The following is a 12,806-nucleotide window of genomic DNA, read 5'->3' on the forward strand; positions in this document are numbered from 1 at the left end:
CGGGCTACCAGATATAGATTTCCTAGTGGGCAATAAATGTCCAAGAGCCTGCTGGCGGTCATCCCTGATACCTTCGGCCCGTACCTGCGGCCTATCTGCTGATCGGCCTGGCGAAGATCGAGTTCGCGACCTGCAACGTTTCACCCTGAAGTGGGCAGCACTGCTGTGCATGACCATCCTGGTCACCGCACTGGTACTGGGTGTATTTCCACTATTTGGTAGCTGACGCGCGAACATTTTGACGAAATTTTCACACCACTGGCGCTAGAATTCGGCCTCTTGGCCGCATCAGCGCCAGGCATTCAATCACCTGCAAGGAACCTCTAATGGAATGGCTGACCAACCCGGAAATCTGGGTTGCTTTCTTGACTCTGACTGCTCTGGAAATCGTTCTGGGCATCGACAACATCATCATGATCGCAATTCTGGTCAGTCGCATGCCGGCACACCTGCAGGCGCGCACCCGCTTCTTCGGCCTGGCCCTGGCCATGGTCACGCGTATCCTGCTGCTGCTCTCCATCACCTGGATCATGCGCCTGACCACCGACCTGTTCCACGTCTTCGGCCAGGGCATCTCCGGCCGTGACCTGATCCTGTTCTTCGGCGGTCTGTTCCTGCTCTGGAAGAGCAGCAGCGAGATCTATCACAGCCTGGAAGGCGAAGAAGAAAGCGTGGATCAGCCCAAGGGCGCGGCCAAGCACTTCATCGGTACCATCATCCAGATCGCCATCATCGATATCGTATTCTCGCTGGATTCGGTGATCACCGCGGTCGGCATGGTTTCCCATGTGCCGGTCATGGTCGCCGCCATCGTCGTTGCCGTACTGGTGATGATGCTCTGCGCTGGCGCCATCAGCGACTTCATCGAGAAGCACCCGAGCCTGAAGGTGCTGGCTCTGTCGTTCCTCATCGTGGTCGGTACCGTACTGATCGCCGAAAGCTTCGAAGTTCACGTGCCGAAGGGCTACGTCTACTTCGCCATGGCCTTCTCGCTGGGCGTGGAAGCCTTGAATATCCGTCTGCGTACCGCCCGCCGCCGCAAGGAAGGCCTGGACGACGTAGAGCCGGTGAAACTGCGCAAGGATGTTCCTGGCCAGTAATCGGCTTACGCTGATGCAACATGAAAAACGGAGTCTGTACTGGCTCCGTTTTTCGTGGCTGATAAGAAAAGGCGCACACCGACCTCCGGCTTGCCGCGCCGCGCCCTGCCTGTGCAGGAACCGGGCGGCAGGCCGCATGCCCGCTCGAAAATCCTCTACGAACTTAGTCGGCGGTCGTCCCTCCAAGTGCCTATCACCGCGTTGCATGAGGCTGATGTCAGCAGCTGCCGACAACTGAACTGCGTTCGACATGCCACGCAGCGACTCGACTCAGCCGAGGCGCTGCATCGCTCTGCAACTACAGTCAAATTGAAGGCTTGTTCGACAAACCGTATGCCCGTATGTGACTGACGCCTGCACCGGCCCGTCACCGGCAGTATCCCAAGTCACGGGATCGAATCTGCGTATCAGGGAGATGCGTGATGTTGACTCTGCTCAATCTGCTTTCCGCCATTGCCCTGTTGATCTGGGGCACTCATATCGTGCGTACCGGCATCCTGCGGGTGTATGGCTCGCAGCTGCGTCGCATGCTCAGCCATAACGTCGGCAAACGGCCCATGGCGTTCGTCGCCGGTATCGCCGTGACCGCCCTGGTGCAAAGCAGCAACGCCACGGCACTGCTGGTCACTTCCTTCGTCGGCCAGGGTTTGATGGCGCTGACCCCGGCGCTGGCGATCATGCTCGGTGCCGACGTCGGCACCGCCTTGATGGCGCGGGTACTGACCTTCGACCTCAGTTGGCTGTCGCCGCTGCTGATCTTCCTCGGCGTGGTGTTCTTCCTCTCCCGCAAGCAGACCCGCGCCGGCCAGCTCGGCCGCGTGGCCATCGGCCTGGGCCTGATGATCCTGGCCCTGCAACTGATCGTCGCCGCCGCCACGCCGATCACCGAGGCCAAGGGCATCCATGTACTGTTCGCCTCACTCACCGGTGACCTGCTGCTCGACGCCGTGGTCGGTGCGCTGTTCGCACTGATTTCCTACTCCAGCCTGGCTGCCGTGTTGCTGACTGCCACGCTGACCGGCTCCGGGGTAATCGGCCTGCCGGTGGCCATCGGCCTGGTGATCGGCGCCAATATCGGCAGCGGCGTGCTGGCCTTTCTCAACGCCAGCATGCAGAGTCAGGCCGGGCGTCGCGTGGCCCTGGGCAGCCTGCTGTACAAGCTGATCGGCCTGCTGCTGGTGATTCCGGTACTCGATCCACTGGTGCACTGGCTGGACAGCCTCGAGTGGCATTCGGCGGAACTGGTGATCGGCTTCCACCTGCTCTACAACACCCTGCGCTGCCTGCTGATGCTGCCGACCCTCGGCCTCATGGCGCGCTTCTGCAACTGGCTACTGCCGGATCGCCCGGACATGAACGCCGTCGCCAGGGCCCGTCACCTCGACCCCACGGCGCTGTCCACGCCAAGCCTGGCGCTGTCCAACGCGGTTCGCGAAACCCTGCGCATCGGCGACCTGGTCGACAGTATGCTCGGCCATCTGCTCGACGCCTTGCGTGGCAGCCAGCCGATTCTCGGCAAGGATCTGCGCCGTCTCGACGACGATATCGACGCGCTCTACACCGCCGTGAAACTCTACCTGGCCCAGGTACAGCAAGAGGAGTTGGGCGAACAGGACAGCCAGCGCTGGGCCGAAATCATCGAGTTCTCGGCGAACCTGGAGCGCGCCGGCGACATCATCGAACGCATGCTCGGCAAGATTCAGGACGAGAAAACCTCCCAGCGCCACGCGTTCTCCGATAGCGGCCTGGAAGAGCTCACCGAACTGCACGAGCGCCTGCTGGGCAACCTGCGCCTGGGCCTGTCGGTGTTCTTTTCCGCTGACGCCGATGCTGCTCGCCAATTGCTGCGCGAGAAGCGGCGCTTCCGTATCCAGGAGCGCCGGGTGGCCCACTCACATGTCGAACGTCTGCACCACCAAGTGGTCAAGAGTCTGGAAACCAGCTCTCTGCATCTGGAACTGATCGACGACATGAAACGCCTCAATTCTCTGTTCTGCGCCAGCGCCTACGCCGTACTCGGCAACCATGAAACCGGCGCCCTGCTCGCCGAAGAAGGTGGCGAGTAGTGCTCTCGACCGGCCGCACGCTAACGCTGCTTCTGAACCTGTTGCTGTGCAGCCATCTGTTGGCGGCGGATCGCTTCAAGGTGGAAGGCTACCCGCTGGATAACGGCATGCAGCTGATCCTCAAGCCCACCAGTGAACGGGGCCATGTATCCATTCGCCTGGTGGTCGGCGTCGGTTTCGATCAGTTCGACTGCCGCCACAAGGAGCTGCCGCACCTGCTCGAACATCTGCTGTTCAGCGGCATCGACGACAGCGGCGAAGCCGGGCTGGAAGAACGCATGCAGGCACTGGGCGGTGACTGGAACGCCTACACCCGCGACAGCGACACCACCTTCGTCCTCGAGGTGCCGGCAGCCAATCAGCGCGCCGCCCTCGACCTGCTGCTCGCCGCGCTGTTCAACACCGAGCTGAGCGAAGCGCGTATCGAGGCGACCAAGCGCGTGATCAGCCATGAAAACGGTGAACATCCTGCAGCCTGGCAGCGGCTGCTCGACAGTTCTGTCGGCGCTGATGACGCCACCGGGCAACTGGCTGCGGAACTTGGCCTGGCCTGTGCCGAACCCGACTCGCTCGAGCATCTGAATACCGACGCTCTGGAGCGCCTGCGCAGCGAATGGTACGTCGCCAACAACATGACCCTGATCATGGTCGGCGACCTGGATCGACGCCTGCCCGCCTACCTCGAACGCCGCTTCGGCGAACTGCCGCCCGGCCCCATGCCAGAACTGCGCGAACTGCCGGAAAGCACCGGTAACGCCGACCCTGAACGTACGCTGAGAAATGGCCTGGTCGGTGAGACGGCGAAGGTACATCTGATCTTTGCCGAACCCTGGGTCGGCGTACTCGACCACGCCACCTGGCAGTTGCTGCGCGACTACCTGCAATGGGCGGTGTATCGCGATCTGCGTCTCGAGCACGGCCTGGCCTATGGCCCGAGCGTCGAACGTAGTGCCTACGCCGGCAGCAGCTTCTTCAGCATCAATGCCGAGGTAGCACGCAGCGATGTCGAGGAAACCGTGCAGCGCCTGCACGACCTGCTGCACAAGCTCGCGCGTGACGGCCTGGACGCTGAAACCGTCGAGCGCCTGCGCAACGTCGCCCTCGCCCGCCAGAACTGGACAGCCCAGGGCAACAGCGCTCTCGCCGACTACTACTGGAACTCGCTGAGCGACTATGAAGAAGGCCGTTTCGCCGACCCGGCCAAGGAGCTGCGCCAGATCCACACCGCACAGCTCGACGCAGCGTTGAATCTGCTCCTGAAACAGCCCACCTACCAGCGGGTGGAAAAACCGCTGCTGAGCACCACGGGACTGTACGCGGGCGCTGCCGGTCTGGCGCTGTTTCTGCTGCTGGTCGCTCTGGGCCTGTGCAGGATGTCACGCAGAGGCAAAGGGCCCCGGACGAACTAGAAGAAGAATTTTACGAGCGATTCATCAGCGCCATTGGCGCTGACTCAGCATCCGGCCTACGCCTAACCGACGGTACGCAGACGAGCTCAAAGCAACCGACGCTCCGCCAAGTTTCTGATAAGCGCCAACAAGCCGAACTGCCAGGCGGCCAGTTGATCGCTGTATTGCACACGGTTATGCAAACCGCCAAGCTGGCGGCAACTGATGCTGACATGATCGCCCAGTTTATGGGTAAAGCCGCTGCCCGGCTGGTCGCGATCTTCAGTGGGTGCGAACAGTGTCCCCAGATAAAGCAGGAATCCATCGGGGTACTGATGGTTGGCGTTCAACGTCTGGCCCACCAGATCCAGCGGGTCGCGGCTAATCTGACTCATGCTGCTACGGCCGTTGAGCACGAAACCGTCCTCGCCCTCGACTCGCAGATCCACCTCGCAGTTGCGTACATCGTCGATACCAAAGCTGGCGTCGAACAGGCGAATGAACGGCCCGATGGCGCAGGAACCGTTATTGTCCTTGGCCTTGCTCAGCAACAGCGCGCTGCGCCCTTCGAAATCGCGCAGGTTGACGTCGTTACCCAGCGTGGCGCCGATCACTCGACCCCGGCTGTTGACCACCAGCACCACCTCCGGCTCCGGATTGTTCCAGGCTGACTTCGGGTGAATACCGATGTCCATACCGCTGCCCATGGCAGCCAGTACGGGGGCCTTGGTGAACACCTCGGCATCCGGGCCGATACCCACCTCGAGGTACTGCGACCACAGCCCTTTCTCCTGTAGCAGAACCTTCAGGCGCGCTGCATTCTCCGAACCCGGAACCAGGCTGCGCAGATTATCGCCGATCATTTCGCGCACCTGGCCACGGATTTCCTCGGCACGCTGCGGATCGCCGCCGGCGCGCTCCTCGATCACCCGCTCGACCATGCTCGACGCGAAGGTCACCCCTGCCGCCTTGATCACCTGCAGGTCGGCTGGTGCCAACAGGCTCGGGCGTGTCTCATCGCGCTCGCTGCCACTATTGGCAAGCAACTCGGCCACACTGCAGACTCGCGGCATGCGGCTATCGTGCACATGCGCGTGAAGATTCTCCCGCTCGCACAGTCCGGCGAGTGTGGGAGACAGTGCGCTGAGGTCGAAAACGCCATGCTCATGCAACAGCACGGGGACAGGCCCCGCAATCGCACCGGGGAGCCAGATCCGCCCGATCAGAGTACCGGTCAGACCATCTTCAGGCAGCGTGTTGTCGGGGGTCAGGATTACAGGACGGGCCATATACGAGCTCTTTTATTATGTGGGTGGGCGCATGGGTCAATGGAGGACAGGACTGATGCTGTGCGACCATAACCAAGCATTTGCATCGGTGACCAATGACGAATCGTCAACACTCGATACGCCTTGGTTATCACCACGAACCTCCTGGTAACCCCATGACAGCGAACCCGAGCAAGCTTCCCACGCTGCATAACTGGCTGCGTCTACGCCATCTGCAACTGATCGAGACCCTCGCCGACACCACCAACATGCACGCCACCGCGCAACGGATGGGGCTCAGCCAGCCGGCCGTGAGCAAGATGTTGCGCGAGATCGAGCAGATGCTCGACTTCCTCCTGTTCGACCGCCAACCCCGCGAACTGGTGGCGACCGAACTCGGCCTGATCGTCATCGCCTACGCCAGGCGCACCCTGAACGACTGCCGACACTTCGCCCTGGAACTGGAAAGCCTGCGCCAGGGCGGCTATGGCCACCTGCGCATCGGCGCCATCGTTGCCGCGACCGCCCAGGTGGTGCCGAGCACCCTGCTGCAGCTGAAACAGCAACGTCCCCTGCTGACCATCGAACTGTTCGAACACACCAGCGACCAGTTGCTGCAGATGCTCCTGCACAAACAGCTGGATCTGGTCATCGGACGCTTTACCGAACCGCGCCAGCAGGAGCACTTCAGCTACCAGGAGGTCGCCAGCGAACCCTTCCTGCTGTGCGCCGACCCCACCCATCCGCTGGCCCGACAGACAGCCCCCAGTGCCAGGAACCTGGAGCAATGGCCCTGGGTGGTCTATCCACCCAACACCCCGCTGCGGCGGATGATCGAACAGGCCTTCGGCGATGCCGGTATCCCCTTCCCCGGTAACCGGGTGGAAACGGTATCCGTACAGTCCACCCTGCACCTGTTGCGCCATAGCCAGGCCCTGGCCCTGCTGCCCGAGGCCATCGTCCTGCAGCAGGTCGCCCTGGGACAGTTGGTGCTGCTGCAACCTCCGCTGCAGACACCGTCGCTCGGCTACGGCCTGATCCGGCGCAAGGACGAGCCGCTGTCGGCCAATGCAACGCAGTTCTGCGAGGCTCTGCGCCAGGTGCTGGACAATCCTGCTGTCACACCATAGATCGACTGGCGGTCGAACGGTTTCTCGTAGGGTGGGTTAGCCGCCTGTTGCATATGTCGGGCAACTCGCGGTTTCCGGGGCGGCGTAACCCACCATGGGTGCAACACCTTCCACCGCCTGGTGGGTTACGCGGGGCGGCCATCCGCGACGCACCACGACAGCGGTACCCGTCAGTCCGTGCCCGGCGTCGCTAACCCACCCTACCTACTGCGCCAGGTACTGAACACCTCGGAATAACCTCTCGTTATGGCGTGATTACCAAGCCTCATTAGACAGCCCGGCTTGCCAGACAATAGTGTGCAAGCCATGTCCACCGCTCTGGCATGGGCTATCGCGACCGGGCACTCACTGCATCGGCGTGATCACTGACAATAATTTCAATAGGTGACAAGCATGCTTTCCTACCTGGCTGCGCGCGCTTCGCGGCATACCTGCAAATCCCTCCTGCTCTGCACGCTGCTCATCTCCCCCATGGCCATGGCAGCCTATCCGGAAAAGCCCATCCAACTGATCGTCCCCTGGGCCGCCGGGGGCGGCAGCGATGCCGCCGCACGCGGGATCGCCGCGGCGCTGGAGAAGGAGCTCGGTGTCACCATCAACGTGGTCAACCGTGCGGGTGGCAACGGGGTGGTCGGCCATAGCGTGATGGCCAGCGCCAGGCCGGATGGCTATACGCTGGGCTTCATCACTGGCGAATTGAACATGATGCACTGGCAGGGGCTGACCAAGCTGACCTACGAGAACTTCACCCCGATCGCCATGACCAACTATGACTATCCGGGCGTGCAGGTGGCGGCGAACGCGCCTTACGACAGCGTCAGCGACCTGCTGGAAACCATTCGCACCCAGCCAAAAGGCACTATCAAGGCCTCCGGTACCGGTCTGGGCGGCATCTGGCACGTGGCCTTCGCCGGGCTGTTGCTGGAGCAGGGCATCGAGCCGGACAAGATCACCTTCGTTCCCAGCCAGGGTGCAGCCCCGGCCATGGTCGAACTGGCCGCCGGCAGTATCCAGCTGGTGCCGACCTCGGTGCCCGAAGCCCGCTCGATGATCGATGCCGGCAGGGCCAAGGGCCTGGCGATCCTCTCGCCCGAGCGCAACCCGGCCTTCCCGGACATCCCGACCCTCAAGGAAAGCCTGGGCAGCGATTACTCGCTGGGTGAATGGCGCGGCATCGCCGGGCCGAAAAACCTGCCACCGGAGATCGTCGCCACGCTCGAAGCGGCCCTGGAGAAGGCCTACAACTCCGAGTTGTACCAGGACTACATGCACAAGCTCGGCTTTGGCATCGAGTGGCGCAACGCCGCCGACTTCTCCACGTTCCTCGAAAAGAACAATACCTACATGGGCGGCATCATCGAAAAGATCGGCATGAAGAAGTAAGCCGTTCCTTTACAACGATGCCCTGCGGGGCGTCGTTCGTCTCCGTTCTGCGGTAAGAGAATTCCCCATGAAAGATCTAACCTTCGGTCTCGTTTTCATCGCTCTGGGCATTACCGTCTGGGTGCTGGCACAGGATTTCCCCGCCGTCCCCGGCATGCAGTACGGCGCCAACCTGTTCCCCAGCCTGATCGCCGCCGGCATGGTGATCGGCGGCGCCCTGCTGAGCGTCGCGACCCTGCGCAAGATGCGCCAGAGCGCATCCGCCAGCGGCGGCGGCTTCGCCCTGCCCCACCCCGGCCTGCTGGTGCCCTGCCTGATGGTGGTGGCCTACATCTACCTGAGCGAAGTGATCGGCGCGGCCCTGAGCATGCTGCTGATCATGCTGGTGCTGCTGTTCCAGGGCGGCGTGCGCTGGTTGCCGGCAATTCTGGTCAGCGTCGCTGCCACCGCGGTGATCAGCTTCTCCTTCGGCCACATGCTCAAGGTTCCGCTCCCTGCCGGGCCTTTCGGCTTCTGAGGCACAGTTCATGAACGCATTACTCGACGGCATCTTGCTGGTGCTCAATTTCCAGACGCTGCTGGTGATCCTCGCCGCGGCGATCTTCGGCGTCTTCGTCGGCGCCATTCCCGGCCTTTCCGCGACCATGGCCGTGGCCCTGCTGGTACCGGTCACCTTCGCCATGGAACCGACCGCGGCCATCGCCGCGATCATCACCACCTCGGCCATGGCGATCTTCGCCGGCGATATTCCCGGCGCCTACCTGAACATTCCCGGCACGCCCGCCTCGGCCGCCTACGTCAGCGACTGCGCCGCGCTCGGCCGTCAGGGCCGCGCCCGCGAGTGCCTCGGCGTCAACCTCACCTGTTCGGTGATCGGCGGTCTGTTCGGCACTACGGTGCTGGTGATGGTGGCGCCGTCGCTGGCCGAATTCGCCCTCAACTTCAGTTCCTTCGAATACTTCTGGCTGGCGGTGCTGGGTCTGAGCAGCGCGGTGTTCATCTCCACCGGTTCGGCGCTCAAGGGCTTCCTCTCGCTGATGGTCGGCCTGCTGCTGTCCACCATCGGCCTGGACATGGTCACCGGCGCGCCACGCTTCACCTTCGACGTGCCGGATCTGATGGCCGGGATCAACTTCATCCCGGTGATGATCGGCTTCTTCGCCATGTACGAGGTGATGAAGCTCTATAGCAACCACGACAAGGACGACGCCGGAAAGACCATCCCCAAGCAGTACGGCAACGTCTTCGGCAAGGTGCCGATGCACCTCAAACGCTACTGGAAGAGCGTGATCCGCGGCAGCGGCGTGGGCGGTTTCATCGGTATCCTGCCGGGGGCCGGCGCCGATATCGCCGCGTGGATCGCCTACGCCATCAGCAAGAAGCGCTCGAAGACCCCGGAGGCCTTCGGCACGGGCCACATCGAAGGCCTGGTCGACGCCGGCTCGGCGAACAACTCGGCGGTCGCCGGCTCCTGGGTGCCGGCGCTGGTGTTCGGCATTCCCGGCGATTCGATCACCGCCATCGTCATCGGCGTGCTGTACATGAAGGGCATGAACCCCGGCCCGACCATCTTCATGGACAACAGCGCCATGGCCTACGGCCTATTCACCGCCTTCTTCGTCGCCAACCTGGTGTTGCTGCCGATCGGCTACCTGGCCATCCGCAGCGCCCACGTGTTCGCCGTGACACCGCTGCGCGTGCTGATGCCGATCATCCTGTGCTTCTGCATCGTCGGCGCCTTCGCTATCAACAACAGCCTGACCGACGTGTGGATCATGCTGGTCTGCGGCATCGTCGCCTACCTGATCGCCACCGCCGACGTGCCCCTCGCTCCGGCCATCCTCGGCCTGGTGCTGGGCAACATCCTGGAAACCAACTTCATGACCTCGATGATCAAGGCCGACGGCAACCTGCTGGCCTTCGTCGAGCGGCCGATCAGCGCCTGCCTGGCCCTGTTCGTCCTGCTCATCGCCCTGTTCCCGCTGCTGGCCAGGCTCTGGCGCAAGCGCGGCAACGCCCCTCTGGTTCCGAAGGAAGTCATAGAATGAGCCGTATCGCCCCCCAAGCGCTGGAGCGCTTCGTCGAACAACTGTTCCTCGACGCCAAGGTCAGCCCCGACGTAGCCACGGTGGTCAGCCGAGTACTGGTCGAAGGTGATCTGCTCGGCCACCACACCCATGGCGTGAAACTGGCCCAGGGCTACCTCAAGGATCTGCGCAACGGCCAGGCCAAGGGCAATGCCGAGAGCCTGAGGATCGTCCGCCAGACCCCGGCAGCGGTGTTCTACGACGCCGACTACCTGCTCGGCCCGTATTGCGTCGAACAGGCGCTGGACTTCACCGCCCGGGCCGCACGCACCTTCGGCATTGGCGTGGCGACCATTCGCCGCTCGCACCATATCGCTTGCCTGGCCGCCTACCTGCAGCGCTACACCGAGCAGGATCTGATTCCGCTGGTGCTGACCTCCGACCCGGCCGTGGCCTCGGTGGCGCCGCATGGCGGGCTCGATCCGGTGTACACGCCGAACCCGCTGGGCATCGGCATTCCAACCGGGGACAAGCCAATCCTTATCGACGTCAGCATGTCGACCATCACCAACGGCCTGGTCAATAAGACCCACCAGGCCGGCGGCCAACTGGAACATGCCGCGCTGATCGGCCAGGACGGCCAGCCGACCCGCGACGCCTCTGCCTACTTCGGCACGCCGCCGGGGGCGATCCTGCCGCTGGGCAGCCTGGAGTTCGGCCACAAGGGCTTCGCCCTCGGCACCCTGGTCGAGGCGCTGACCGCCGGCCTCGGCGGCTTCGGCCGCAAGGACGGGGTCAAGCAATGGGGCGCGGCGGTGACCGTGCTGACCTTCGACCCGGCGCTGTTCGGCGGCGTCGACGAGCTCAAGGCGGAGATGGATCACTTCGTCGGCGCCTGCCTGGACAGCCGCCCGCGCCTGCCGCAGAACCCGGTGCGCATGCCGGGCCACGCCGGTATCGCGCGGCGGGCGAAGGCTTTCGAGCAGGGGCTGGAGCTGCCGGAGGATGTGTTGGCGGCGTTGCGTACAGCTGCCAGCGAGGCCGGGCACGACTATCCATTCTGAAACGCACGACCAACCCCGAGGGGCGGCATGACCGCCCCTTTTTCTTGTCCGGGAAGGTGGGCTACAAGGTGGAAGAAAAAACTGCCTCGCACCAGCAGATTCGTGGGTGGGTGCGAGGCAGTGGGAAACTAGCGACGGCTGGCTTCGGCCAGGCCGCGCCAGACGGGATCGTGAATCAGCTCCGGCGTCAGATCCGCCAGCTCGCGGCAGCCCAGCAGCCCCAGGGAGCGATCCATCTCGCTGCGCAGGATCTCGATTGCGTGGCTGGCCCCCGGGCCTTTGCCCGCGGCCAGGCCATACAGGCCAGCCCGCCCGAGGAACACCCCATCGGCGCCTAACAGACACGCCTTGAGAATGTCCGTGCCGCGGCGGAAGCCACCATCGAGGAACACGCTGACGCGACCCTTGAGCTGCTGCACGATACCGGGCAGCACCTCCATGGCCGACACCGCACTGTCGAGCTGGCGACCGCCATGGTTGGACAGCACCACGCCATCGACGCCGTACTTGATCGCCTGGGGCGCATCGTCCGGATGCATCAGGCCCTTGACGATGAGTTTGCCGGGCCACAGGTCACGCAACCAGGCAATATCCTGCCAACTCAGGGTAGCGTCCAGTTCCTGGCCGATGGCACTGGCCGCACCTTTTACCGAGTCCTGCCCCGGCTTCAACAGATTGCCCAGGTTCTTGAAGCGTGGCACGCCATGGGGTACCAGCACATCCCAAATCCAGGCGGGATGGGCCGCGACGTCCAGCGCATTGCGCAGGTCGAGCTTCAGCGGCCGGCGGTAGTTGCGCCGATCCCACTCGCGATTACCGAGAATCGCACTGTCGGTGGTGACCACTATGGCCTCCAGTTCCAGAGCCTTGCAGCGTGCCACCAGATCGGCGACATGCTGGCGGGTGCGATACAGGTAGATCTGCATCCAGGTGCGCGCCCCGTCAATGGCAGCGATTTCTTCGATGGCGATGGTCGAGGCATTACTCAGCACAAAGGGAATTCCGGCACGGGCGGCCGCCTGGGCCAGGTGCCAATCGCCACGATCGGTCAGCAGGCCATTGAAGCCGGTCGGGCCGATCAGAAAGGGCATGCTCGAGGGGCGCTCGAAAAAATGGCAACTCAGGTCACGCTGGCCGACATCGATCAGCGTGCGCGGTTGCAGGGTGATGCCCTCGAACACGCTGCGGTTACGCCTTAGCGTCACTTCATCGTCGGCGCCGCCCTCGACGTACTCGAAAGAAAAGTTCGGCAGCCGGCGGCGCGCCATCGCCCGCAGCTCATCAATGCTTTGGGCGCGTCGATAATCGCGGCCCGTATAGAAACGTCTCATAAATGCTCCAGGCTAATGCCAAAAGCGCGCCTCGAGACGCGCTTGTTCG

The 12,806-nt window shown here is 63.2% G+C and carries 10 protein-coding genes; 8 read left to right on the forward strand and 2 right to left on the reverse strand.

Annotated features, from left to right (window positions below):
* Nucleotides 1-326: 326 nt before the first annotated feature.
* The 3 genes from DNK10_RS01485 (at nt 327) to DNK10_RS01495 (ending at nt 4,575) form a co-directional block, all read left to right on the forward strand.
* Nucleotides 327-1,100, forward strand: coding sequence for a TerC family protein (locus DNK10_RS01485; RefSeq protein WP_131190356.1), 774 nt, complete (start codon nt 327-329; stop codon nt 1,098-1,100).
* A 422-nt stretch (nt 1,101-1,522) separates the two neighbouring features.
* Entirely contained in the window at nt 1,523-3,166 is a 1,644-nt protein-coding gene (locus DNK10_RS01490) for a Na/Pi cotransporter family protein (protein ID WP_131190357.1), read from the forward strand.
* Nucleotides 3,166-4,575, forward strand: coding sequence for a M16 family metallopeptidase (locus DNK10_RS01495; RefSeq protein ID WP_131190358.1), 1,410 nt, complete (start codon nt 3,166-3,168; stop codon nt 4,573-4,575). Before DNK10_RS01490 ends, DNK10_RS01495 begins: the two co-directional genes overlap by 1 nt.
* 86 nt (nt 4,576-4,661) lie before the next feature.
* Here the strand turns inward: DNK10_RS01495 and DNK10_RS01500 are convergent, their stop codons facing one another.
* The gene (locus DNK10_RS01500; RefSeq protein ID WP_131178899.1) at nt 4,662-5,843 is read right to left on the reverse strand and encodes a fumarylacetoacetate hydrolase family protein; all 1,182 of its coding nucleotides are present in this window, start codon (nt 5,841-5,843) and stop codon (nt 4,662-4,664) included.
* A 155-nt stretch (nt 5,844-5,998) separates the two neighbouring features.
* Between DNK10_RS01500 and DNK10_RS01505 the strand changes: the two genes are divergently transcribed.
* The 5 genes from DNK10_RS01505 (at nt 5,999) to DNK10_RS01525 (ending at nt 11,426) form a co-directional block, all read left to right on the forward strand.
* Complete coding sequence (locus tag DNK10_RS01505; RefSeq protein ID WP_131190359.1) at nt 5,999-6,952, forward strand: LysR family transcriptional regulator; 954 nt, start codon at nt 5,999-6,001, stop codon at nt 6,950-6,952.
* Between the two features lie 393 nt (nt 6,953-7,345).
* On the forward strand, nt 7,346-8,335 hold the full coding sequence (locus DNK10_RS01510) for a tripartite tricarboxylate transporter substrate binding protein (protein ID WP_165495933.1): 990 nt from the start codon (nt 7,346-7,348) through the stop codon (nt 8,333-8,335).
* Between the two features lie 67 nt (nt 8,336-8,402).
* The gene (locus DNK10_RS01515; RefSeq protein ID WP_131190360.1) at nt 8,403-8,852 is read left to right on the forward strand and encodes a tripartite tricarboxylate transporter TctB family protein; all 450 of its coding nucleotides are present in this window, start codon (nt 8,403-8,405) and stop codon (nt 8,850-8,852) included.
* Nucleotides 8,853-8,862: 10 nt separating this feature from the next.
* Entirely contained in the window at nt 8,863-10,383 is a 1,521-nt protein-coding gene (locus tag DNK10_RS01520; protein WP_131190361.1) for a tripartite tricarboxylate transporter permease, read from the forward strand.
* A complete protein-coding gene (locus tag DNK10_RS01525) occupies nt 10,380-11,426 on the forward strand; it encodes an Ldh family oxidoreductase (protein ID WP_131190362.1) in 1,047 nt (348 codons plus the stop codon). Before DNK10_RS01520 ends, DNK10_RS01525 begins: the two co-directional genes overlap by 4 nt.
* Nucleotides 11,427-11,554: 128 nt before the next feature.
* On the opposite strand, the gene DNK10_RS01530 is transcribed toward DNK10_RS01525, so the two are convergent.
* Nucleotides 11,555-12,757: an alpha-hydroxy acid oxidase gene (locus DNK10_RS01530; protein ID WP_131190363.1), complete on the reverse strand. Its 1,203-nt coding sequence runs from the start codon at nt 12,755-12,757 to the stop codon at nt 11,555-11,557.
* Nucleotides 12,758-12,806: the final 49 nt, after the last annotated feature.

Source organism: Phytopseudomonas daroniae, assembly GCF_004327275.1.
GTDB classification, from domain to species: Bacteria; Pseudomonadota; Gammaproteobacteria; order Pseudomonadales; family Pseudomonadaceae; genus Aquipseudomonas; species Aquipseudomonas daroniae.

Bases quoted from the DNA above. Each gene is read 5' to 3' on its own strand.
- DNK10_RS01485 (WP_131190356.1), top strand. From the start codon at position 327: ATGGAATGGCTGACCAACCCGGAAATCTGGGTTGCTTTCTTGACTCTG.
- DNK10_RS01490 (WP_131190357.1), top strand. From the start codon at position 1,523: ATGTTGACTCTGCTCAATCTGCTTTCCGCCATTGCCCTGTTGATCTGG.
- DNK10_RS01500 (WP_131178899.1), bottom strand. From the start codon at position 5,843: ATGGCCCGTCCTGTAATCCTGACCCCCGACAACACGCTGCCTGAAGAT.
- DNK10_RS01505 (WP_131190359.1), top strand. From the start codon at position 5,999: ATGACAGCGAACCCGAGCAAGCTTCCCACGCTGCATAACTGGCTGCGT.
- DNK10_RS01510 (WP_165495933.1), top strand. From the start codon at position 7,346: ATGCTTTCCTACCTGGCTGCGCGCGCTTCGCGGCATACCTGCAAATCC.
- DNK10_RS01515 (WP_131190360.1), top strand. From the start codon at position 8,403: ATGAAAGATCTAACCTTCGGTCTCGTTTTCATCGCTCTGGGCATTACC.
- DNK10_RS01520 (WP_131190361.1), top strand. From the start codon at position 8,863: ATGAACGCATTACTCGACGGCATCTTGCTGGTGCTCAATTTCCAGACG.
- DNK10_RS01525 (WP_131190362.1), top strand. From the start codon at position 10,380: ATGAGCCGTATCGCCCCCCAAGCGCTGGAGCGCTTCGTCGAACAACTG.
- DNK10_RS01530 (WP_131190363.1), bottom strand. From the start codon at position 12,757: ATGAGACGTTTCTATACGGGCCGCGATTATCGACGCGCCCAAAGCATT.